The organism is Streptomyces sp. NPDC020801, assembly GCF_044334385.1.
Classification (GTDB): domain Bacteria; phylum Actinomycetota; class Actinomycetes; order Streptomycetales; family Streptomycetaceae; genus Streptomyces.
The window spans coordinates 20101-42904 of sequence record NZ_JBIRST010000014.1 but is presented as its reverse complement, the minus strand read 5'-3'; the positions used below and the strand labels follow the sequence as shown (position 1 = coordinate 42904).

Genomic DNA, 22804 nt, shown 5'->3' with positions numbered 1-22804 from the left:
AGAGACCATGTCAGAGTCCGAATTCGACGGCTACGACGGCTTCGAGCACTTCACCGAGAAGGAGCTCCAGCAGGAAGTCACCGAGCTGGAGCACAAGTCCGCGAGCGCCGCGCGCCTCTTCGACCTGCGGCGGATCATCGGCGGCCTGTTCGTGCTGTACGGGATCATCGTGACGATCACCGGGATCACCGACTCCCAGGCCGCCATCGACAAGGCCCAGGGCGTCAACATCAATCTGTGGACCGGGATCGGGATGCTGCTCCTCGGCATCTTCTTCCTGGTGTGGATGAAGCTCCGGCCGGTGCCTCACCCGCCGGCGGAGGAGCTGCTGGAGGAACAGAAGCGCAACGAGTGACGAGGAGCGGGCGGGCGCCCACCACACCCGCGGGGTGAGCGCCCACCCGGGTCCCGTGCCGCCCCGGGGGTCCCCCGGACATCGAGCACCAGGGCGGGCGCCACCGCCGACCGCCCGCGGCCACGCCACCAGGCGCCCTCGGCCACGCCACTCGGCGGGCGCGACCACGTCACTCGGCGGGCGCCGTCGGCATTGGGCCCGCCCGGTCCAGCAGGCCGGTGCGGGCCGCCAGCGCCGCGGCCTCTAGCCGCGAGCCCACGCCGAGCTTCATCAGCACCCGCTGGACATGGGTGCGAGCCGTGCTCGGGGCGATACCCATGCCGGCCGCGATCAGCCGGGTGTCCTCCCCCTCCGCCACCCTGACCAGGACCTCGACCTCCCGCGGGGTGAGCATCTGCAGGAGCCGCTGGCCCTCGTCGTCGGGCTGCGCGGCCGGGTTCAAGAGTTCACCGAAGGCGCCCTGGAGCAGCTGCGGAGCCACCGCGGCCTCGCCCGCCCGGGCCTTCATGATCGCCCGCTCGACACCCTCGATGCGCTCGTCGTGGCGTACGTAACCGGAGGCGCCCGCGGCGAAGGCCGCCGCGATGCCGCGCGGTGAGGGCACGGGGCCCAGCACGACCACCGCCACCTGCGGACGCTCCCGCTTGATCCGCACCACCGGGTCGAACGTGCCCGGCTCGGCCGGTGTCGCCGTGCCCAGCAGGCACACCTCCGGCGCCCTGCTGATCACCAGCTCCGCGGCGCCCGCGGCCGGCGCCGCCGCGGCGAGCACCCGGTGCCCCCGCAGTTTCAGCGCCGAGGCAAGCGCCTCCGCGAGCAGTCGGTGGTCGTCGACCACCATGAGCCGCACTCCCATCGAGCAACCCCCCAGTCCCCCCAACGGATGCCCACTATGGCTGCCCACCGGATCCGACGGACAGGCCCTCGGACACCCGCACGAACAGCCCCACGGGGAGGTGGCCCCCCGGCACACCCGCCCGTCATGCCCCCGGAAGCTACACGCTAGTTCGACATCGCGCTGCCCCTACCGGCGAGAAGTGCCCCAGATCGCCGAAAATCATCACATTCGAGCAGAGATGAGCAAGATGCGCACGGCCCCGCCCCTGAGCAGGGGCGGGGCCGTGTCGGTTGGCGGCCGTGCGGCGGGATCAGCCACCCGCGCCGAAGGCCAGCGCCAGGTACTCCTTGCCGAAGGCCGACGTCGACTTGTGGGCGAACACCGCCGACATGTAGAGGTGCCCCTGGGCGTAGCGGATCTCCGCGGAGTCCGGGGACATGGCGGTCTCCGCGTTCCGCACCGCCTCCGTGGCGGGGTTCTCCAGCAGCTTGGTCTCCTTGAAGCCGGCGCCGTCGATGCTCACGATCTGGCCGCCCTTGTCGTAGGGCGGGCGCTTGTAGGCGATCACGTTGCCGCCGTCCATGCGCAGCGGGTAGATCTGGTAGCCGTCGCCGGCGTCCGCGCGCTGGCCGGTCTGCCGGCCGGTACCCAGGTCGAACGCCACGATCTCGTTGGTCTGGCTGCTCTGGCCGGAGCCGTCGTGCTCCTCGGTGGGCACGTACAGCTTGTCGTTGCCGACCGCGATGCCCGTGCAGAACTCGATCCGGGTGATGTCGTCGCAGCGGGCCGCGTACTGGTCGCCGGGTGCCGAGATGTGCGCCCGCAGCTTGCCGGTCTTGCCGTCGACGGAGAAGAAGTCCGAGATCCCGCTGCCGTCGCCCGCGCTGTCGCCGACGTCGGCCGCCACGACCAGCGGATCGGTCGAGACGATGGCCGCGTACTCGATGCCCGGCGACATCTTGTAGTCCGAGATCACCTTCCCGGACTTCGCATCGAGGGTCTGGACGTGCAGCTGGCGCTGGCCGTACTGGCCGCACTTGCGCAGCGCGACCAGCTTGGCGCCGCCGCCGTAGCCGGCGTCGTAGCAGGTGTCGTCCGGCTTGGGGGTCCACAGGGGCTTGCCGCTCGAGACGTCGAAGGCGGCGCCGCCGCTGGTGCTGCCCACGGCGACCGTGCTCGCGCTGACGGTGACGTTGTCGAGGCCGATCAGCTGGTCACCGGACTTGACGGTCTGCGTCCACAGCTTCCTGCCGGCGTCGAGGTCGATCGCCGCGACCTGGCTGCAGCCGTGCGAGGGCTTGGCCTTGGTCGGCATGGCGGGCTCGTAGACGATCGCCGTCCGGTCGTCCGAGGTGGTCTGGCGGGAGGCCTGGCACACCGGGCCGGGCAGCTTGACCGTCCACAGCTTGGTGCCCTTGTCGGGGTCGTAGCCGACGATCTCGGCGACACCGGTCTTGGCGTACACCTTGCCGGTGAGCCAGGAGCCGGGGGTGGAGACGGTGTCGCTCACGGCGGGCATCGGCACCTGGAAGAGGACCTTGGCGGCCGGGTCGGAGGGCACCTTCTCCTTGCCGCCGGAGGAGGTGCCGCCGGTGCCGCCGCCGTCCTTGCCGTTCTGGCCGCCGGTACCGCCGCTGGAGCTCGCGGTGTCCTTCTTGCCGCCGCCGGAGGACTTCGCGTACAGGACGCCGCCGCCGATGATCAGCGCGATCGCGACGACGGCCGCGACGATGATCAACAGCTGGGTGTTCACCTTCCGCCCGCCGCCACCCGGCTGTCCGGCCTGCGGCTGCATCGGCACGGTCGGCTGACCCGGGTGGCCCGGGTGGCCCGGGTAACCCGGCTGACTCGGGTATCCCTGCTGGCCGGGCTGCCCCGGGTAGCCGTAACCGGGCTGCTGGGCGCCGTACGGGCCCGGCTGCTGGGCGGGGTAGCCGTAACCGGCGGGCGGCTGCGGGGCCGTCCGGGGCGGTTGAGGCTGTGGCTGCTGCGGGGGCCGGGGGGCCTGCGGGTAGCCGTAGCCCGGTGCCGGCTGCGGGGGCCCGCTGGGCGGTGCAGGCGACGGGGGTTGCTGCGGTGGCTGGGGTTGCTGCGGTGGCTGGGGTTGCTGCGACGGCTGGGGCGGCTGGTCCTCGGGCGGGCCGAAACCGCCTTGCTGCGGGGGCTGGTTGGGGGGCGGGGACGGCGGCTGGGTCATGACGGCTGCACCTCGTGGGGACGGGGACGAAGGAGAAGTGGGCTGTTCGAAACGGCGCGGCGGGGCCGGCCGCGCTCGGCGGCCGCCGGCGTCACCTGCCGAAGGCGAGCATCAACTTCTCCTTCGACTTGTCATTGCCGTTCAGCCGGGTGGTGGAGATGTAGAAGCGCCCGTCGACCCAGTCGACGTCCTTCGAGTAGAAGCCGTTCTCGATCTCCGCGGTGCCGTGCGGGTTCTGCAGCAGCTTCGTCGCCGTGTGGCTCGTTCCGGCGGTCGGTACGGAGACGATCTGGCCCCCCGTGTCGTACGACGGCGCGACGTAGGCGATGAGCTTGCCGTTCTCCACCTTGACGGGCGTCATCGAGGTGTCCTGCGGGGACTTGGCGCGCCACTTCTCCTTGCCGGTGGCGAGGTTGATCGCGACGATCTCGTTGGGGCCGGTGGTGGTCTCGGTGGGCAGGTAGAGGGTGGCCGCGTCGGCGGCGACCGCCTGGCAGCCCTGGAGGTCGCGGTCGAGGACGGCGAACCCGCACTGGGCGTTGAAGGTCGCCTTGGTGTCGGCCTGGGAACGGATCGACCCGTCGTTGTTCAGGGTCGAGATGTTCCAGTGCTTCTTGTTCTTGTCGGTCGAGTACAGGATCACCGGGTCGACGGAGTAGGCGCGCTCGACCGACCAGCCCTTGGGTATCTTCCTGGTCCACCTGGCCTTGCCGGTGGCGGGGTCGAGCTCCTGGACCTCGTCGTGCTCGTTGGTGCCTCCGGCGCTGCACCAGGAGACCACGATCAGCCGCGCGCCGCCCGCGAACCCGGCCGGGTAGCAGGCCTGGCCGTAGTGCTGCTTGTCGAAGAGGTGCTTGCCGCTGTCGATGTCGTACGCCGTGCCCGACTGCGAGCGGCCCACCATCAGCGTCTTGCCGGTGAGCGACAGCTCGATGCTGATCGTGCTGTCGAAGAGCTCGCCGTCGGGGACCTCGGCGCTCCAGCCCTTCTTGCCGGTGTTCAGGTCGATCTGCTGGAGCCGGTTGCACTTGGCGCGGTCGCTGCTGCCGCTCATGTACGCCACCACGACCTTGTCGTCGGCGGACTTCTGCGCGGTCACCGCGCAGATCTTCTGCGGGAAGGCCAGTGGGGCCCATGTGGGGTTGCCGTCACCGACGTTGTAGGCGAAGAGCTGCTTGTACGCCGCCTTCACCGCGGTCTTGCCGGTGATCCACATTCCGGGGGCGTCGGCACCGGAACCGGGCGCGTCGGGCGCCTCCTTGTACCAGAGCACCTTCGCCTCGCCGGGCTTGCGGCCCGCATTGAGGTTGTCCGGGTCCTTGCCGCCGTCGCCGCTGCCGTCACCGGGGTTGACGGGGGCGTCCGAGGCGGAGTCCTTGGCGTCGCCGCTCTTCCCGGCGACCGGCTTCTTCCCGCCGCCGTCACCACTGGTGACGGCCCACACGGTGCCGCCGACGACGAGCAGCGCGGCCACCGCGGCGCCGATGACGACCGCGGGCCTGCCCTTGAAGGGGTTGCGCGAGCCGCTGGGCGGCGGTGTGCCGGGAGCGCCCGGGAACTGCGGCTGCGGGTAGCCGTATCCGGGCTGCTGCGGTCCGGGCTGCCCGTACGGCCCCGGCTGCGGCGGCTGCCCGTAGGGGCCGGGCGCGGTGGGAGCGCCGTAGGGACCGGGCTGCTGCGGGTGGCCGTACCCGGGCTGGGACTGCTGCGGGTGGCCGTACCCGGGCTGGGGCTGCTGCGGGGCCGGCGGCTGGGCCGGGGGCGGGGGTGTGCCCGGTCGCTGGGGCTGAGACTGGGGCGGGGTCAGGCGCGGGTCCTGGGGGGCGCCGAAACCGCCCTGCGCGGGCGGGGTTTGAGGGGCCCCGAAGCCACCGCCGGGCTGCGCAGGCGGCTGCGGAGACTGCGAAGGCTGGTCCTGCGGCGCTCCGAAGCCGCCCTGCGGCGGCTGGTTGGGCGGCTGAGTCATCAGCGCCTCTCCCCCTCGTTCACTGATTTTTAGCCACGCCCTGAGGCACGCGATGGACCCAGAGTCGTACTCAGACGGTTCTCAGACGGCTCTTTCTATCACCCGGCACCGACGACCCACCGGCCCGTGCCCGCCCCTGTTCCCAAGGGAGGACCGGGCCGTGATGTCGCCGTTACGAGCCTTCACGCCCCCTTCACGCGGCGCACGCGCCCCGTTTCACACGCCCTGGGCGTCCTCGGCGAGTTCGAGCCAGCGCATCTCCAGCTCCTCGCGCTCGCCCGCCAGCTCCCGCAGCTCGGCGTCGAGTTCGGCGACCTTCCCGAAGTCGGTTGCGTGCTCGGCGATCTGGCCGTGCAGCTTGGACTCCTTCTCGGAGATGCGGTCCAACTGCCGCTCGATCTTCTGCAGTTCCTTCTTCGCGGCGCGCAGCTCGGCCGCGCTCTTCTCGGGCGCGGCCCCCTCCGGGGCGGGCGCGGGGGACGGGGCGGCCGCCGCGGCCCGCTCCTCCATGCGCCGGCGCCGCTCCAGGTACTCGTCGATGCCGCGCGGCAGCATCCGCAGCGTGCCGTCGCCGAGGAGGGCGTACACCGTGTCGGTGGTGCGCTCGACGAAGAACCGGTCGTGGGAGATGACGATCATCGAACCGGGCCAGGCGTCGAGGACGTCCTCGAGCTGGGTGAGGGTCTCGATGTCGAGGTCGTTGGTGGGCTCGTCGAGGAAGAGGACGTTGGGCTCGCTCATGAGCAGCCGCAGCAGCTGCAGCCGCCGCCGCTCACCGCCGGACAGGTCGCCCACCGGCGTCCACTGCTTCTCCTTGCCGAAGCCGAACGTCTCGCACAGCTGACCGGCGGTCATCTCCCGGCCCTTGCCGAGGTCGACACGCTCGCGCACCCGCTGCACGGCCTCCAGCACCCGCCAGTCCGGGTCGAGTTCGGCGACCTCCTGGGACAGGTACGCCAGCTTCACCGTCCTGCCGACGGCGATCCGGCCACCCACGGGCTGCGTCTCGCCCCCGGTCCGCGCGGCCTCGGCCATGGCCCGCAGCAGGGACGTCTTGCCGGCCCCGTTCACACCGACCAGACCGATGCGGTCACCGGGCCCGAGCTGCCAGGTCACATGCTTGAGCAGGACCTTGGGCCCGGCCTGGACCGTGACGTCCTCCAGGTCGAAGACGGTCCTGCCGAGCCGCGAGGAGGCGAACTTCATCAGCTCGGAGCTGTCCCGCGGCGGCGGCACGTCCTTGATCAGCTCGTTGGCGGCCTCGACGCGGAAGCGCGGCTTGGACGTCCGGGCGGGCGCGCCGCGCCGCAGCCAGGCCAGCTCCTTCCTGACCAGGTTCTGCCGCTTGACCTCCTCGGTGGCGGCGATGCGCTCACGCTCGGCGCGGGCGAAGACGTAGTCGGAGTAGCCGCCCTCGTACTCGTGGACCGTGCCGCGCTGCACGTCCCACATGCGGGAGCAGACCTGGTCCAGGAACCACCGGTCGTGCGTCACGCACACCAGTGCCGAGCGCCGCTCGCGCAGGTGCCGGGCGAGCCAGGCGATGCCCTCGACGTCGAGGTGGTTGGTGGGCTCGTCGAGGACGATCAGGTCCTGCTCGTCGATGAGCAGCTTGGCCAGCGCGATCCGCCGCCGCTCACCGCCGGACAGCGGCCCGATGACGGTGTCCAGCCCCTTGGGGAAACCGGGCAGGTCGAGCCCGCCGAACAGCCCGGTCAGCACGTCCCGGATCTTGGCGTTGCCCGCCCACTCGTGGTCGGCCAGATCCCCGATGACCTCGTGCCGCACGGTCGCCTCGGGGTCGAGGGAGTCGTGCTGGGTGAGCACCCCGAGCCGCAGCCCGCCGGAATGCGTGACCCGCCCGGTGTCGGCCTCCTCCAGCTTGGCCAGCATCCGGATCAGCGTGGTCTTCCCGTCCCCGTTCCGCCCGACGACCCCGATCCGGTCCCCTTCGGACACGCCGAGCGACACACCGTCGAGCAGCGCACGCGTGCCGTACACCTTGCTGACGTTCTCGACATTGACCAGATTGACGGCCATTTCACTCCTGCCCGGGGGGATGGATCAGCCTTCAAGCGTAGGGCCTCGGGGGTTGGGAGCGGGGGGCGAGGGAATGGTCACTCTTTGTGATGACCTGATCGGGAACGTGCCGCCCCCGTGGATGGCAGGCAGCAGGATCCCGTCATGGGAGGAACCACGACCGCCGAGTCCGCAGAGCACCGCGTCCAGTGGCCGGTGCCGCCGCTGGACGGCTGCACCGTGGACGACCTGTTCACTCTGCCGGATCTCCCGCCGCACACCGAGTGATCGACGGGAGCCTGCTCTTCGCGAGTCCGCAGCGGGATTTCCACAGCGTCGTGATCGACCTGCTGGTGAGCGAGCTGCGCCGCACCGTGCCGCCGGAACTGCGGGTCCGCCGGGAGACGACCGTGGTCATCGACCGCCGCAACGGCCCCGAGCCCGATGTCCCGGTGGTCCGCGGGGAAGCCGTCAAGAGCCGTGATCAGACATACTTCACCGTCGCCGATGTCCGGCTCGCCGTCGAGGTCGTGTCACCGGACTCCGAGGCTCGTGACCGCGGCACCAAGCCGCACAAGTACGCCGCGGCGGGGATCCCCACTACTGGCTCGTGGACATGACCGGCCAGGACGACACCCGGTCGTCCAGGTCCACGAACGCGGGCAGGCGACCGGTACGTACGCTCCGACCGGCATCTACCACGACCGCGTCAAGGTCGGCGTGCCGTACGACATCGACATCGGCCTCACCGCGATCGACGAGTTGTAGCGCGCCGGGGTCCGCCTTCACAGCACCTTCGCCCCCGGTGCCGCGGACTCGGCGATCCGGGCCGCACGGCAGGTCCCCGACGCGACCAGGGCCCGGGCCAGGGTCGTCGCCGCCTCCGCGTCGGGGGCGAGGAACGCCGTCGTGGGCCCCGAGCCGGAGACCAGGCCCGCCAGGGCGCCGGCGGCGCGGCCCGTCGCGAGGGTGTCCGCGAGGGACGGACGCAGGGACAGCGCGGCGGGCTGGAGGTCGTTGGAGACGGTCGCGGCGAGGGCCGCGGCGTCCCCCTTGGCCAGGGCGGCCAGCAGGTCGTCGGAGGCGGCCGGTTCGGGGATGCGCACGCCTTCGTTCAGCCGGTCGAACTCGCGGTAGACCGCCGGGGTCGACAGCCCGCCGTCTGCGACCGCGAACACCCAGTGGAAGGTGCCGCCCACCTCCAGCGCCCGCAGCTGCTCACCCCGCCCGGTGCCCAGGGCCGCCCCGCCGACCAGGCCGAACGGTACGTCGCTGCCCAACTCGGCGCAGATGGCGAGGAGTTCGGCGCGGGAGGCGCCGGCCTGCCACAGCTCGTTGCAGGCGAGCAGCGCCCCCGCGCCGTCCGCGCTGCCGCCCGCCATGCCGCCGGCGACCGGGATGTCCTTGGCGATGTGGATGTGCACGGCCGGCTCGATGCCACGGCGCTCGGCGAGCGCGAGGGCGGCGCGGGCGGCCAGGTTGGTGTGGTCCAGGGGGACCTGTCCGGCGTCGGGACCCTCGCAGGTGACGCGCAGCCCGTCCGCGGACGGGGTGACGGTGACCTCGTCGTACAGGCCCACGGCCAGGAAGACGTTCGCCAGGTCGTGGAAGCCGTCGGGGCGGGCGGCGCCCACCGCGAGCTGGACGTTGACCTTGGCCGGGACGCGGACGGTGACGGTGACGGTGGCGGCGCTCACTGGTTGCCGGGCTCCTGTGTCGGGGGTGCGGGGGTCTTCTCCCGCGTTGATGCGGCCTCTGCGATACGCGCGAACTCCTCGACGGTGAGCGACTCGCCTCGTGCCTGGGGCGAGACCCCGGCGGCGACCAGCGCCGTCTCCGCCGCCGCCGCCGACCCGGCCCATCCGGCGAGCGCGGCCCGCAGGGTCTTGCGCCGCTGGGCGAAGGCGGCGTCGATGACGGCGAAGACCTCGGCCTTGGTGGCCGTGGTCCTGATCGGCTCGCTCCGCCGGACCAGCGACACCAGTCCGCTGTCGACGTTCGGCGCGGGCCAGAAGACGTTGCGGCCGATGGCGCCGGCCCGCTTGACCTCGGCGTACCAGTTCGCCTTCACGGACGGCACGCCGTACACCTTCGAGCCGGGCGCGGCCGCGAGCCGGTCGGCGACCTCGGCCTGCACCATGACGAGGGTGCGCTCGATGCTCGGGAAGGTGTCGAGCATGTGCAGCAGCACGGGGACGGCGACGTTGTACGGCAGGTTCGCCACCAGCGCGGTCGGGGCGGGGCCCGGCAGTTCGGTGACGTGCATCGCGTCGCAGTGGACGAGGGCGAACCGGCCGGCGCGGTCGGGCATACGGGCGGCGACGGTCGCGGGCAGCGCGGCGGCCAGCACGTCGTCGATCTCGACGGCGGTGACCCGGTCGGCGACCTCCAGCAGCGCCAGGGTGAGGGAGCCGAGTCCCGGCCCGACCTCGACGACCGTGTCCTCGGGATGGACGTCGGCGGTGCGGACGATACGGCGGACGGTGTTCGCGTCGATCACGAAGTTCTGGCCGCGCTGCTTGGTGGGACGCACACCGAGGGCCGCCGCCAGCTCACGGACGTCGGCGGGGCCCAGGAGGGCGTCGGGGGTGGGGCTGCTCACGGCACAAGGGTACGGGCGCGCCGAAGCACGGCCGCCGCGGGCCGCCGGCCGCGCCCGGAGCACGGTGGCAGCGGACAGCGGCCGGGCCCGGGGCGCGCACGCGGCGGGACCGGGTTGCGCACGCGCCCCGTCCCACGGCCAGGAACGCGCCCCGTCCCACTGCTGCGAACGCGTCCGTCCCACTGCTACGAATGCAACCGCCCGCCGCAGTGCGGCCAGGGGCTCGTCCCCCGCCGTACGTACAGCTTCTTCGCGCGGTAGGTCTGTTCCTCCGCCGAAGCGTCCTGGGGGCGGCCCGTGCCGCCGAGGCTGTGCCAGGTGTCCGTGTCGAACTGGTACAGGCCCCCGTACGTCCCAGAGGGATCGACCGCGTCCGCCCGGCCCCCGGACTCGCACTCCGCTAGCCCCTTCCAGTCGAGGTGGTCCGCGCCCCGCACCGAGGGCAGATGCGGCTTGGTACCGACCTTGACGATCTGCGGGCGCGGCTCGCGCACCACCTCCGACCCGAGCCGCCGCGGCCGCTGCCGGACGCCGTTGACCGTGCGCAGGGCGTACATGACCTGGCGCACCCCCGGCTGCCCGGCCTGCTCCACGACCTCCGTGCCCTTGAACAGCGTGGGGTCCGCGGTGCGCCGTACGGCGAAGGGGATCGGCTCCTCGCGGACCTCCCGCGACCCGGTGATCCGCAGCACGGTGACCGTCTGCCCGTCGCGCGGGAAGCTGTCGGGCGGCACGGAGGTGGTGTCCTGGCCCTCCAGGGTGATTCCGGCCTCCTCGACCGCGTCCCGCACGGTGGCCGCGTTGGTGCGGATGGCGCGTGCACGGCCGTCCGCCATGACCGTCACCGAGCGCTCGGTGCGCACGTCGAGCGCGAGCCCGGCGCGCCCGATGGGCTGGGAGCGCGAAGTCGACAGGTACGCGCCCTCCGCGCGCACCCCCAGTTGCCTGAGTGCCCCTTCCACCGTGCGCGCCGTCGTCCACACCTCGCGCCGGTGTCCGTCGAGGGTGAGCCGCACCGGCCGCGCGTAGCGCACCGCGACCTCGTCGCCGCTGGCGAGCGCCGTGCCGGGGGCGGGTGCCACCACGTCGTGCGCCCCGGTCCGCACGCCCTCCTCGGCGAGCAGCTCGGAGACGTCGTCGGCGAAGGTGTGCAGGGTGCGCGGCCTGCCCTCGACACTCAGCTCGATCGCCTTGTCCTTGACGACGAAGGCGGTGGTCCCCCCCGCCAGGAAGGCGACGACCAGCGCCCGCGGCAGCAGCCGCCGCACGTTCGCCTCCGGCCGCCGGGTGTACCGCGCCCGGCGCCGACGCGCGCCCCGCCGCCCGCCGCCGGCCGCCTGGCGGGGCAGCAGCACGGGCTCGGTGGGTCCGGATGCGCCGTACTCGCCGTGCCTCCCGTACCCGCCGTACCCGCCGTGCTCCCGGTACCCCGCCCGGTCTCCGTTTCCGGCGAGTTCGTAGGCGGGCCGGTAGGTGTCGCCGTGCGGCAGCGTGTCGGCGGTGTGCACGTCTTCGCGCAAGTCACCGCGCACACCGCCGCGCACACCGCCGCCGTACGGCTCACGGGTCTGGTACGTCGCGTACGTCTCGTACGGCGAGTTGCTCACACCGACACGCTCCAGAGGGCCGAGGAGTCCGGGGGCCCGGATCGGGCCCCCAGAACCTAGCGGAGCAACCGTCACTCTCCAAAGCCGCACGACCACGCACCGTCACGGGACCCCTGGCCCTCGGATCAGTGGCGGATCAGTACCCGAAGGCCCGTGCGGTGTTCGCCGCCAGGGCCGTCGCCAGGGCGTCCTCGTCGATGCCCCGCACGGCGGCCATCGCGCGCACCGTGACCGGAACGAGGTACGGGGCGTTGGGCCGTCCGCGGTACGGCGCCGGGGTCAGGAAGGGCGCGTCGGTCTCCACCAGGACCAGTTCCAGCGGGGCCGCGGCGAGGGCGTCCCGCAGGTTCCCGGCGTTCTTGAAGGTGATGTTGCCGGCGAAGGACATGTGGTAGCCGGCCCGGGCACAGATCTCGGCCATCTCCGCGTCGCCGGAGTAGCAGTGGAACACCGTCCGCTCCGGGGCGCCCTCTTCCTTGAGGACCCGCAGCACGTCGGCGTGGGCCTCCCGGTCGTGGATGACGAGGGCCTTGCCGTGCCGCTTGGCGATCTCGATGTGGGCGCGGAAGGACCGTTCCTGGGCCGCCTTGCCCTCGGGCCCGGTGCGGAAGTAGTCCAGTCCCGTCTCGCCCACGCCCTTGACGTGGGGCAGCGCGGCCAGCCGGTCGATCTCGGCGAGCGCCTCGTCCAGGGCCGCGTCCCCGCCCGGCTCCCGGGCGCCCTGCCGCGACCATCCGTCGGGGTCGCCGTGCACGATGCGCGGGGCCTCGTTCGGGTGCAGCGCGACCGCCGCGTGGACGTTGTCGTACGCGGCGGCCGTCTCGGCGGCCCAGCGCGAGCCCTTGATGTCGCAGCCGACCTGGACGACCGTCGTCACCCCCACCGAGGCGGCCTTGGCCAGGCCTTCCGCGACCGTGCCGGACTGCATGTCGAGGTGGGTGTGGGAGTCGGCGACCGGTATCCGGAGGGGCTCCGGGAGCGGGGGCGCCGCGTTCTTGTCGGCCCTGTCGGCGTTCGAAGGCATGCCCCGATCCTACGAAAGGGGCGTACCGGCGCCGGTGCGGCCGGGCGTCAGCCGGCCTTGCGCTGGAACGGGTGCAGCAGGTCCGCAAGGTGCCAGTGGTGGTCCCCCGGCTTCCTGGCCGCCGCCTCCTCCCCGGACGGGGACTCGGACGCCGGGTCCACCGCGGGCCCCGCCGGACGCTGCTGCCGGTGCTCCGCCTCGTGCAGATGGCTCTGCACGGAGGACACCTGTCCGGCCGCCATGATCCGGACGACGTGACCGTCGCAGTTCTGGCAGCTGGGCCGGCTCAGCGGGGACGGAACGACCCTGCCCTCCGCCACGTACCGCACGAACTCGTTCCCGTCGCCGTCCGTGTGGTGCTCTATCTCGTACGACTGCTCCCATCCGTGCCCGCATCGCATGCAGGCGAAGGAGTACGACTCGTTGACGACGGCGGTGGCCGCACCGCGGTGGCCGGTCTGCCCTGCGATCTCGCTCATGCCAGCTCCTCGTGTCCGCTGGACGTAGGGACGGGTACGTCCCTTTCCCCAGTGGACGCCTTCACCTGCCCGAACGCACCGGGCCTGCCGAGTGTTGGAGGCGATTTGGGCGTTGCTTGCCAAACGGTCCCCCGGACGGCAGGTGTTGCTTTGCCTTTCCGGACAGCCCTTTGCCCCCTCATGGGGCGCACGCTCATGAGAGATACGACCTGCTCAGAGGCGGTGTGAGCGGTGTCTCACGCCCCCGCGCGCTTGGCGGCGACCACCGCGTCGAACACCTCGCGCTTGGGCACCCCGGCCTCCGCCGCGACCGCCGCGATGGCCTCCTTGCGCCGCTCCCCGGCCTCCTCGCGCAGCCGCACCCGCCGCACCAGCTCCTCGGCGCCGACCTCCTCGGGCCCCTTCTCGGGCGCCCCCTCGACCACGACCGTGATCTCGCCGCGCACTCCCTCGGCGGCCCACGCGGCCAGCTCGCCCAGCCCGCCGCGCCGTACCTCCTCGTACGTCTTGGTCAGCTCGCGGCACACCGCGGCCCGCCGGTCCGCGCCGAACACCTCGGCCATCGCCGCGAGGGTGTCGTCCAGCCGGTGCGGGGCCTCGAAGTAGACCAGCGTGCGCCGCTCGCCCGCGGCCTCGCGCAGCCGCGACAGCCGCTCGCCCGCCTTGCGCGGCAGGAACCCCTCGAAGCAGAACCGGTCGACCGGCAGCCCCGACAGCGCCAGCGCGGTGAGCACGGCGGACGGCCCGGGCACGGCCGTCACCCGGACGTCCTTCTCGACGGCGGCCGCGACCAGCCGGTAGCCCGGGTCGGACACGGACGGCATCCCCGCGTCCGTCACCAGCAGCACCCGCGCGCCGCCGAGCAGCTCCTCGACCAGCTCCGGTGTACGGGCGGACTCGTTGCCCTCGAAGTACGACACGATCCGGCCCCTGGGCGTGACGCCCAGCGCCTGGGTCAGCCTGCGCAGCCGCCGGGTGTCCTCGGCGGCGACCACGTCCGCGCCGGCCAGCTCCGCGGCGAGCCGGGGCGGTGCGTCCTGGACGTCGCCGATGGGAGTGCCCGCCAAAACAAGGGTTCCAGTCACGCGCCCCATCCTCTCAAGCGCCGCCCGGGGCAGGCGCATCCCGGCCGGTACCACCCATGCACGGGACTCACACAGCCCCGTTCCCTACGATGGCGCGGTGACCAGTACCGCGTCCTCCACGGACACCCGGCAGGACCTGGCCCCGCACGACCAGCGGCCGTCGTGGCAGCAGCGGCTGCGCCGTTACGGCTACTCGGCCGACCCGGCGGGGCCCGCAAGCGACGCCAGCGGTGTCATCGAACGTCTGGCTCCGCCGTATGCGCAGCCCAGCCCGCGTCTGTGGGCGGCCCTCGGCATCCCGCGGACGTTCGGCGACCGTCTCGCCCGCTGGTCGGGCTGGGGCGGCCCGCTGCTGATCACGCTGCTGGCCGGCGTGATGCGGTTCTGGCACCTGGGCAGCCCGAAGGCGGTGATATTCGACGAGACGTACTACGCCAAGGACGCGTGGGCGATCGTCCACCGCGGCTTCGAGGTCAACTGGGACAAGAACGCCAACGACCTGATCCTGAAGACGGGCGGCCACGTCACGATCCCGTCGGACGCGGCGTACGTCGTGCATCCGCCGGTGGGCAAGTACGTGATCGGCCTGGGCGAGCTGGTCTTCGGGTTCGACCCGTTCGGCTGGCGTTTCATGACCGCCCTGCTCGGCACGCTCTCGGTGCTCCTGCTGTGCCGGATCGGCCGCCGGCTGTTCCGCTCCACCTTCCTGGGCTGCCTGGCGGGCGCGCTGATGGCGGTCGACGGCCTGCACTTCGTGATGAGCCGCACCTCGCTGCTCGACGGCGTGCTGATGTTCTTCGTGCTGGCGGCCTTCGGCTGCCTCCTGATCGACCGCGACCGGGCCCGGGAGAAACTCGCCGCCGCGCTCCCGGTGGACGCGGACGCCCGGGTCCGCCCGGACGCGCACACTGCGGAAACGACCCGCCTGGGCCTGCGGCCGTGGCGCTGGGCGGCCGGCCTGCTGCTCGGCCTGGCGATCGGCACCAAGTGGAACGGCCTGTACATCCTGGCCGCGTTCTGCGTGATGGCCGTGCTGTGGGACGTCGGCTCCCGCCGGGTGGCCGGCGCCCGGCACCCGTACGCGGCCGTCCTGAAGCGGGACGTGGGCATCACCTTCCTGGCCACGGTCCCGGTCGCGATCGCGGTCTACCTGGTCTCCTGGATCGGCTGGATCCTCTCCCCCACCGACGGCACCGGCGGCTACTTCCGCAACTGGGCCGCCACCGACGGCAAGGGCGGCAGCTGGACCTTCCTGCCGGACTGGCTGCGCAGCCTGTGGCACTACGAGCACGAGGTCTACAAGTTCCACGTCGGCCTGTCCTCGCCGCACACCTACCAGTCCAACCCCTGGAGCTGGATCGTCGACGGCCGCCCGGTGTCGTACTTCTACGAGTCCCCGTCCCCCGGCACGGCGGGCTGCCCGGCGAACGCCGGCGAGAAGTGCGCCCGCGAGGTCCTCGCCATCGGCACGCCGATGCTGTGGTGGGTGGCGTGCGCGGCGCTCCTGTACGTCCTGTGGCGCTGGTTCTTCCGCCGTGACTGGCGCGCCGGCGCCATCGCCTGCGGTGTCGCGGCCGGCTACCTGCCCTGGTTCCTCTACCAGGAGCGCACGATCTTCTTCTTCTACGCCGTCGTCTTCGTCCCGTTCCTCTGCCTGGCCGTCACCATGCTGATCGGCGCGCTCGTCGGCCCACCCGGCGCCAAGGACACCCGCCGCGTCCTCGGCGCCACGGGCGCGGGCGTCCTGGTCCTGCTGATCGCCTGGAACTTCATCTACTTCTGGCCCCTGTACACCGGCACCGCCATCCCGATCGACGACTGGCGGGCGCGGATGTGGCTGGACACTTGGGTCTAGTGCTGCGACCGCGGGAATCGCGGGTCCGCCACCGGCGCGTGGCCGGGCGGTGGCGGGCGATTCGGCCACCGATCTCTCTTCGGACAACATCCGGAAACAGCCCTCACAGTGTCCCCTCACGCCACTTACAGTCGAAGGACGAAGCGGGGAGGGAGCGCTTTCATGCGCAAGGGGGGCAAGGCCGCCGTGGTCGGCGGTGTGTTCGTCGTGCTGGTGGGCGGGGCGGCGTACGGGGGGTACACCTTCGTGTCCGCGCTGAACTCGACGGCGGGCGCCGACGCGCCGGTGAGGACCGGGCCGCCCGGCCGGGACGAGGTGAAGGAGACCTCGGCGAAGTTCTTCGCGGCCTGGGAGAAGGACCAGGCGTCGACGGCCGCCTCGTACACCAACTTCCCCGACGCGGCGCGGGAGCTGCTGTCGGCCTACGGGCACGACGCCCACATCACGGACGTGAGGATCACGCCCGGGGCCGCCGCCGGTACCACCGTGCCCTTTTCGGTCAGGGCCACCGTCTCCTACGGCGGGAGGTCCGAGCCGCTCGCCTACAGCTCCCGGCTGACCGTGGTGCGCGGCACCAACACGCACCGCCCGCTGGTCGACTGGCAGCCCTCCGTCGTCCATCCCGGGCTCAAGAAGGGCGACACACTGGTCACCGGCGAGTCCGCGGCCCCGCCGATCGAGGCCGTCGACCGCCACGGCGCCGTGCTGACCAAGGAGAAGTACCCCTCGCTCGGGCCGGTCCTGGACGAGCTGCGGGCGAAGTACGGCGACAAGTCGGGCGGCACACCGGCCGTCGAGCTGAGCATCCGGCACACGGACACCAACGCCGCCGAGACCCCGCTCATCACCCTCGCCAAGGGCCGGGCGGGCAAGCTGCACACCACCCTCAGCGCGAGCGCGCAGGCGGCGGCCGAGCGGGCGGTGCAGAAGTTCGCCGAGTCCTCCGTCGTGGCCGTGAAGGCGTCCACCGGTGAGGTGCTGGCGGTGGCCAACCACCGCGACGACGCCTTCAACGCGGCATTCCTGGGGCGGCTCGCCCCCGGTTCGACGATGAAGATCATCAGCGCGGCCACCCTCATCGACGACGGCATCACGACGGCCGCCGGGCCCGCGCCCTGCACCCCGGACGCCATGTGGGAGGGGCAGACCTTCCACAACCTCAAGGACATGACGCCGAACAAGCACGCCACCCTCTCCGAGAGCTTCGCCCGTTCCTGCAACACCGCCTTCATCAAGTTCACCGACGACATCAGGACGGACTCCCTCGCCCGGGAGGCACAGGACCGCTTCGGGCTCGGACGGGACAACTGGAAGACGGGCATCCCGTCCTTCGACGGTTCGGTGCCCGCCGTCGACGGCCCGGACAAGGCGGCCAACCTGATCGGGCAGGGCCAGGTCCAGATGAGCCCGCTGGACATGGCGTCGGTGACGGCCACCGCGATGACGGGCCGGTTCCGGCAGCCGGTCATCGTCCCGTCCGGCCTCGACGACCGCGAGCTGGCCGACGCCAAGGGCCTGCCCGCGGGTACGGTCGCCCAGCTGCGGCAGATGATGAACCGCACCGCCACCAGCGGCACCGCCGCCGCCGCGATGTCCGGGCTGAGCGGCAGCATCGGCGCGAAGACCGGCTCGGCCGAGGTCGACGGGCAGGCCAGGTCCAACAGCTGGTTCACCGGCTACCGGGGTGACATGGCGGCCGCGGCCATGACCCAGGAGGGAGGCCACGGCGGCGAAGCGGCCGGCCCTATCGTGGCGGCCGTGCTACGCACGGGTGGCTGACCGGCAGCCGGGCCCGCCGGGTTCCGCCGTCGCGCCGTACGGCCGATTGTCGCAGCTTGGCTACGGACAGGTGGCTGATGTCACCCGCTCAGGACGGGACTCTAGGGTGGGTGCCGTCGTTGGGGAGCGTGAGGGCTACGAGGGCGGCGGGGGGGGCAGCTGGGCCCTGGGGATTGCGAAGGACGGAAGGCAGTGGGCAAGAGAAGGCGCGTCGCCGAGCGACGGAAGACGTCTCCCGCCGTGGTCGGCGGAATGATCGCCGCGGTCGTCGGCGGCTCCGCCATCGGCGTCTACGCCCTGTACGGCGGCGGTGCCGCGGCCGAGGACGGGACGCGGACGACGTCCGCGGGCGGCGCGCACAAGGCCGTGCCTGCCGGCCCCCTGTCGGCCACCGAGGTGCAGAGCACGGCTCAGCGGTTCCTGACGGCCTGGCAGGAGGGCAGGCCGGCCGAGGCGGCGACCGCGACGAGCGACTCCGCGGCCGCCACCGCCCTGCTCACCGGCTACACCAAGGACGCCCACCTCAAGGACGTCACGCTCACCGCGGGCGCCCGCAGTGGCGCCAGGGTCCCGTTCTCCGTCAGGGCGACCGTGTCGTACAGGGGCATGGCCAAGCCGCTCACGTACGACAGCGCGCTGACCGTCGTACGCCGTGCCACGGACGGAAAGCCGGTCGTCGACTGGCACGCCTCCGTCGTCCACCCCGATCTCAAGGACGGCGACACCCTGGTCACCGGCGAGTCCGGCACCCCGCCGGTGAAGGCCCTGGACCGGGACGGCGGCGAGGTGACCGCGGCCGAGTACCCCTCGCTGGGCCCCGTGCTGGACGGGCTGCGCGAGAAGTACGGCAAGACGGCCGGCGGCAAGGCGGGCGTCGAACTGCGCGTGGTGCGCGGCTCGGCCTCGAAGAAGGCCGAGCTGTCCGACAAGACCCTCGTCGAGCTGAGCAAGGGCACTCCGGGCACGGTGCGGACGACCCTGAACCCCGCCCTCCAGGCGGCCGCCGAGAAGCAGGTCGCCAAGCAGGACCGGGCGTCGGTCGTGGTGGTGCGCCCGTCGACCGGCGAGATCCTGGCGGTGGCGAACACCAACCACGGCTTCAACACCGCCTTCCAGGGCTCGCTCGCGCCCGGCTCGACGATGAAGGTCATCACCTCCTCGCTGCTGATCGAGAAGAAGCTGGCGTCGGTGGACAAGCAGCACCCGTGCCCGAAGACGTTCACCTACGGCGGGTGGAAGTTCCACAACGACGACGACTTCGAGATCAAGGGCGGCACCTTCAAGGCGAGTTTCGCCCGCTCCTGCAACACCGCCTTCATCAGCCAGGCGACGAAGCTGAAGAACGCCGACCTGACCCGGCAGGCCCAGCAGGTCTTCGGTCTGTCCATGGACAACTGGGCGATCGGCGTCCCGTCCTTCGACGGCTCGGTGCCGGTGCAGTCGGCGGCCCAGATGGCGGCCTCGCTCATCGGCCAGGGCGGGGTACGGATGAACCCGCTGAACATGGCGTCGGTGGCCGCCACGGTCAAGTCGGGCAGCTTCCACCAGCCGTACCTGGTGTCCCCGTCCGTCGACCACCGCAGTCTCGCCACGGCCTCCCGCACCCTGTCCGCGGACACGCTGTCCCAGCTGCGCGAACTGATGAGGTACACCGCCGCGTACGGTACCGCCGCCCAGGCCATGTCCGGCCTCGGCCCGGACTACGGCGCGAAGACGGGCTCCGCCGAGGTCGACGGCCAGAAGAAGCCCAACGGCTGGTTCACCGCCTACCGCGGCGACCTCGCGGCCGCGGGTGTCGTCCAGGCGGGCGGACACGGCGGCGACACGGCCGGCCCCATCGTGGCGTCACTGCTGAAGATGGGCGGCTGAGGCCGGTCCGCGGGGCACCGTCTCACCGGTGAGCCACGGCCGCGGTCGTCGCCGCGGCCATGTAGGTGCGGCGCAGGAATCTGAGCAACGCCCTGCTCTCGAACTGCACCACCGAGACACCCTGCGCGGAGTGGAACTCGACCACGGCCTGGACCCGGCCGCACGGCCACACCCGCACCTCGCCGGTGCCGGTCGGGGCGCGCAGCCCCTGCTCCAGCAGCGACCGCGAGAAGGTCCACTCATGGGCTCCGGGGAGGCCGACCCGCACCGAGTCCCGGTCGTCCTGCGGGTCGTAGCGCAGGACGACCGGGACGGCGCCGTCGTCCTGGATGTCGTGGTCCGTGACTATGTGGGCCCGTGCGTACTGTTCGACTACCGACATCGGACGACCCCTTACGCCATGTCACCTCTGCGAAAGCTGAGCATCCACTTTCCTTTCAATGTCGCATATTTCCCGTATTGCGCCTCTCGAACCCTCCGGCCCGCACACGGTCGGATTCATCGACGCCCCACGACCGGCGAACCGCTCTGCGCGGCCGGCCGATGCGCGCCCACCGCCCGGCACCGCCCTACGGCCGGACCCGCCCGGACCCGCGGTCCGTGACAATGGGCGCGTGACGCATCAAGAGGAAGAAGGGGCCGCCGGGTCGCCACTGTTGGACGACCAGCTGTGCTTCGCGCTGTACGCCGCCCAGCGCGCGGTGACGGCCGCGTACCGCCCGCTCCTCGACGAGCTCGGGCTCACCTATCCGCAGTACCTGGTGTTGCTGGTCCTCTGGGAGCGTGGCGAGACCACGGTGAAGGAGCTGGCCGCCGCGCTGCGGCTGGACTACGGGACGGTGTCGCCGCTGCTGAAGCGGCTGGAGGCGGCGGGACTGGTGCGCCGGGAGCGCTCGATGCGGGACGAGCGCTCGGTGCTCGTGGCGTGCACCGGGCGCGGCGAGGAACTCAGGGAGCGCGCCGCCCGCGTGCCCGGCGCGCTCCTCACGACGACAGGGCTCGGCGCGGCGGAGGTCGCGCGACTGCGCGAGGAGCTGTGGCGGCTCGCGGAACGGGCGGGCACGGCCGCGGAGCGCCGCTGACCCAGCCCCACCCGCACTTACCCGCGGTTGGGGCCCCCTGGTGGCGACAACCGACATACCGGCCAGTACCTTGTGCACGATCCACTTGCGCGCACCAGTTTCGTGGAAGGCCGACCATGACTGACGGCACCGCCGCCGACACCCGTCCGACGAAGATCATGTACGTCGCCGAGGCCACCGCTCACGGCGGCCGCGACGGCTACGTCACCAGCCAGGACGGACACATCGACCTCAAGGTCGCCATGCCGCCGGAGCTGGGCGGCGGCGGCCACGGCACCAACCCCGAGCAGTTGTTCGCCGCCGGCTACAGCTCCTGCTTCCACAACGCGCTGATCCTGGTGGGCAACCGCGAGGGCTACGATCTGGCCGGCTCGACGGTGGCCGCGAAAGTCGGCATCGGGCCCAACAAGCACCGCGGCTACGGCCTCGCGGTCGCCCTCAGCGTCTCACTGCCGGTCCTCGACCCGGACGTGGCGGCCAAGCTGGTGGACGCGGCCCACGAGGTGTGCCCGTACTCGAACGCGACGCGCGGCAACATCGACGTAACGATCGTGCTGGGGTAGCCGCACCCAGGAATCGCAGGCCAAAGGTGCTTGTTGCACCCGCCGTCGCAGGCGAGGCGGAGAGGATACGGACGTGGACGTGGACGTGCACGGCACAGTGGCCGAGGGCTTCGAGCCGGTCGGGGAGGCGTTCGCGGCGAACTTCGCGATGCGGGGCGAGCGGGGCGCGGCGGTGGCCGTCTACCGGGACGGACACAAGGTCGTCGACCTGTGGGCCGGTACGAAGGACGCCGACCGCACGGACACCGCGGGCACGGACACCGACCACACGGACCCCGACCACAAGTACACCGACGGCGAGGACGTCGGCGTCGCGGCCGCCTCGGCGCCCTGGGAGCGCGGCACCGCGCAGATCGTGCGCTCGGCGACCAAGGGCGTCGCCGCCGCCGTACTCCTCCTGCTGCACCAGCGCGGCGAGCTGGACCTGGACACGCCGGTGGGGGCCTACTGGCCGGAGTACAAGACGGCGGGCAAGGAGCACACCCCGGTCCGGCATCTGCTGGCCCACCGCGCGGGCGTACCGGTGCTGGACCGGCCGCTGACACCGGCGCAGGCCGCCAATCCGGTGCTCGGCGCCGAGGCGGTCGCCGCGCAGGCACCGGCCTGGGAGCCGGGCACGGCCCACGGCTACCACGCCCAGACGTACAGCTGGCTGACGGGCGAACTGGTCCGGCGGGTCACGGGCCGGTCGGTCGGCGAGTGGATCGCGCGCGAGATCGCCGGGCCGGTCGGCGCGGACCTGTGGGTGGGGCTGCCGGCGGGCGAGGCCGGACGCGTGGGCAGGGTGGGCCCGGTCGAGTCCTCGCACCCCGCGAACGGCCTGAAGCTGCGCCCGAAGCGGTCGGTGGCCGAGGCGTACGCGGACCCGGACTCCCTCACCCGGCGCGCCTTCGCCGCGATCACCCCGCTGCCCGACGAGAACGACCCCGCCTACCGGGCCGCGGTCCTGCCCGCCTCCAACGGCATCGCCACGGCCGACGGCCTGGCCCGCTTCTACGCCGCGCTGATCGGCGAAGTGGACGGCGGCAGGCGCCTGTTCACCCCGCAGACGATGGAACTGGCCCGCGCGGAGCACTCCGCGGGAGCGGACCGCGTGCTCGTGGTCAGCACCCGGTTCGGCCTCGGCTACATGCTGCACGGCAGCGCGTCCCCGCTCCTGGCCCCCGGCTCCTTCGGCCACCCCGGCCGCGGCGGCTCCCTCGGCCTGGCCGACCCGGAGTCGGGCATCGCCTTCGGTTACGTCACCAACGGCTTCCGCACCGGCGTGACAGCCGACCCGAGGGCCCAGGCCCTGGTGCGTGCGGTGGCGACGTCGTTGCGGTCGCGGTAACCCGCAGGCGGCGCCCCCCGCGCCCGTACCCCCGCCCGTACCCCCGCCCGGCCGCACAGCCCGGCCGCACAGCCCGGCCGCACAGCCCGGCCGCACAGCCCGGCCGCACAGCCCGGCCGCACAGCCCGGCCGCACAGCCCGGCCGCACAGCCCG

18 protein-coding genes and 1 pseudogene are annotated in these 22804 nt (G+C 72.5%); 8 read left to right on the top strand and 11 right to left on the bottom strand.

Going from position 1 to position 22804, the window contains the following annotated elements; genetic code table 11:
• Positions 1-7 precede the first annotated feature (7 nt).
• Positions 8-355 (top strand): hypothetical protein, encoded by a 348-nt coding sequence (locus ACH4UM_RS26585; protein ID WP_398184160.1) that lies wholly within the window; start codon positions 8-10, stop codon positions 353-355.
• A 169-nt stretch (positions 356-524) separates the two neighbouring features.
• Here ACH4UM_RS26585 and ACH4UM_RS26580 read toward each other — a convergent pair whose 3' ends face one another.
• The 4 genes from ACH4UM_RS26580 to ACH4UM_RS26565 form a co-directional block, all read right to left on the bottom strand.
• Positions 525-1211, bottom strand: a complete 687-nt coding sequence (locus tag ACH4UM_RS26580) for a LuxR C-terminal-related transcriptional regulator (protein ID WP_398184158.1) — start codon at positions 1209-1211, stop codon at positions 525-527.
• Between the two features lie 292 nt (positions 1212-1503).
• Entirely contained in the window at positions 1504-3390 is a 1887-nt protein-coding gene (locus ACH4UM_RS26575; RefSeq protein WP_398184155.1) for a PQQ-binding-like beta-propeller repeat protein, read from the bottom strand.
• Between the two features lie 91 nt (positions 3391-3481).
• A complete protein-coding gene (locus ACH4UM_RS26570) occupies positions 3482-5356 on the bottom strand; it encodes a PQQ-binding-like beta-propeller repeat protein (RefSeq protein ID WP_398184152.1) in 1875 nt (624 codons plus the stop codon).
• Between the two features lie 216 nt (positions 5357-5572).
• Positions 5573-7396, bottom strand: coding sequence for an ABC-F family ATP-binding cassette domain-containing protein (locus ACH4UM_RS26565; protein WP_398184150.1), 1824 nt, complete (start codon positions 7394-7396; stop codon positions 5573-5575).
• 144 nt (positions 7397-7540) lie between these two features.
• Here ACH4UM_RS26565 and ACH4UM_RS26560 point away from each other — a divergent pair.
• Positions 7541-8143: pseudogene (locus tag ACH4UM_RS26560) on the top strand (Uma2 family endonuclease).
• Between the two features lie 17 nt (positions 8144-8160).
• Here ACH4UM_RS26560 and ACH4UM_RS26555 read toward each other — a convergent pair.
• The 6 genes from ACH4UM_RS26555 to rsmI all read right to left on the bottom strand — a co-directional run bounded on the left by ACH4UM_RS26555 (position 8161) and on the right by rsmI (position 14172).
• Positions 8161-9072, bottom strand: coding sequence for a 4-(cytidine 5'-diphospho)-2-C-methyl-D-erythritol kinase (locus ACH4UM_RS26555; RefSeq protein WP_398184148.1), 912 nt, complete (start codon positions 9070-9072; stop codon positions 8161-8163).
• The gene (rsmA, locus tag ACH4UM_RS26550) at positions 9069-9977 is read right to left on the bottom strand and encodes a 16S rRNA (adenine(1518)-N(6)/adenine(1519)-N(6))-dimethyltransferase RsmA (protein WP_398184145.1); all 909 of its coding nucleotides are present in this window, start codon (positions 9975-9977) and stop codon (positions 9069-9071) included. Before rsmA ends, ACH4UM_RS26555 begins: the two co-directional genes overlap by 4 nt.
• 185 nt (positions 9978-10162) lie before the next feature.
• Positions 10163-11584 carry a ubiquitin-like domain-containing protein gene (locus ACH4UM_RS26545; protein WP_398184142.1) on the bottom strand — a complete coding sequence of 474 codons (1422 nt, stop codon included), beginning with the start codon at positions 11582-11584 and terminating at the stop codon, positions 10163-10165.
• Positions 11585-11720: 136 nt separating this feature from the next.
• Positions 11721-12608: a TatD family hydrolase gene (locus ACH4UM_RS26540; protein WP_398184139.1), complete on the bottom strand. Its 888-nt coding sequence runs from the start codon at positions 12606-12608 to the stop codon at positions 11721-11723.
• 47 nt (positions 12609-12655) lie between these two features.
• The gene (locus ACH4UM_RS26535) at positions 12656-13087 is read right to left on the bottom strand and encodes a hypothetical protein (RefSeq protein ID WP_398184136.1); all 432 of its coding nucleotides are present in this window, start codon (positions 13085-13087) and stop codon (positions 12656-12658) included.
• 236 nt (positions 13088-13323) lie between these two features.
• Positions 13324-14172: a 16S rRNA (cytidine(1402)-2'-O)-methyltransferase gene (rsmI, locus tag ACH4UM_RS26530; protein WP_398184133.1), complete on the bottom strand. Its 849-nt coding sequence runs from the start codon at positions 14170-14172 to the stop codon at positions 13324-13326.
• Positions 14173-14269: 97 nt separating this feature from the next.
• Between rsmI and ACH4UM_RS26525 the strand changes: the two genes are divergently transcribed.
• The 3 genes from ACH4UM_RS26525 to ACH4UM_RS26515 all read left to right on the top strand — a co-directional run bounded on the left by ACH4UM_RS26525 (position 14270) and on the right by ACH4UM_RS26515 (position 19675).
• On the top strand, positions 14270-16027 hold the full coding sequence (locus ACH4UM_RS26525) for a dolichyl-phosphate-mannose--protein mannosyltransferase (RefSeq protein ID WP_398184130.1): 1758 nt from the start codon (positions 14270-14272) through the stop codon (positions 16025-16027).
• Between the two features lie 162 nt (positions 16028-16189).
• Positions 16190-17806, top strand: a complete 1617-nt coding sequence (locus ACH4UM_RS26520; protein ID WP_398184128.1) for a penicillin-binding transpeptidase domain-containing protein — start codon at positions 16190-16192, stop codon at positions 17804-17806.
• 192 nt (positions 17807-17998) lie between these two features.
• Complete coding sequence (locus tag ACH4UM_RS26515) at positions 17999-19675, top strand: penicillin-binding transpeptidase domain-containing protein (protein ID WP_398184124.1); 1677 nt, start codon at positions 17999-18001, stop codon at positions 19673-19675.
• 22 nt (positions 19676-19697) lie between these two features.
• On the opposite strand, the gene ACH4UM_RS26510 is transcribed toward ACH4UM_RS26515, so the two are convergent.
• A complete protein-coding gene (locus ACH4UM_RS26510) occupies positions 19698-20057 on the bottom strand; it encodes an SsgA family sporulation/cell division regulator (RefSeq protein WP_398184121.1) in 360 nt (119 codons plus the stop codon).
• A gap of 232 nt (positions 20058-20289) precedes the next feature.
• Here ACH4UM_RS26510 and ACH4UM_RS26505 point away from each other — a divergent pair, with 232 nt between their 5' ends.
• From ACH4UM_RS26505 to ACH4UM_RS26495, 3 genes are all read left to right on the top strand, one after another.
• Positions 20290-20757, top strand: a complete 468-nt coding sequence (locus ACH4UM_RS26505; RefSeq protein ID WP_398184118.1) for a MarR family winged helix-turn-helix transcriptional regulator — start codon at positions 20290-20292, stop codon at positions 20755-20757.
• A gap of 116 nt (positions 20758-20873) precedes the next feature.
• Positions 20874-21320 (top strand): organic hydroperoxide resistance protein, encoded by a 447-nt coding sequence (locus ACH4UM_RS26500; protein WP_398184115.1) that lies wholly within the window; start codon positions 20874-20876, stop codon positions 21318-21320.
• 79 nt (positions 21321-21399) lie between these two features.
• On the top strand, positions 21400-22650 hold the full coding sequence (locus ACH4UM_RS26495) for a serine hydrolase domain-containing protein (protein ID WP_398184525.1): 1251 nt from the start codon (positions 21400-21402) through the stop codon (positions 22648-22650).
• Positions 22651-22804: the final 154 nt, after the last annotated feature.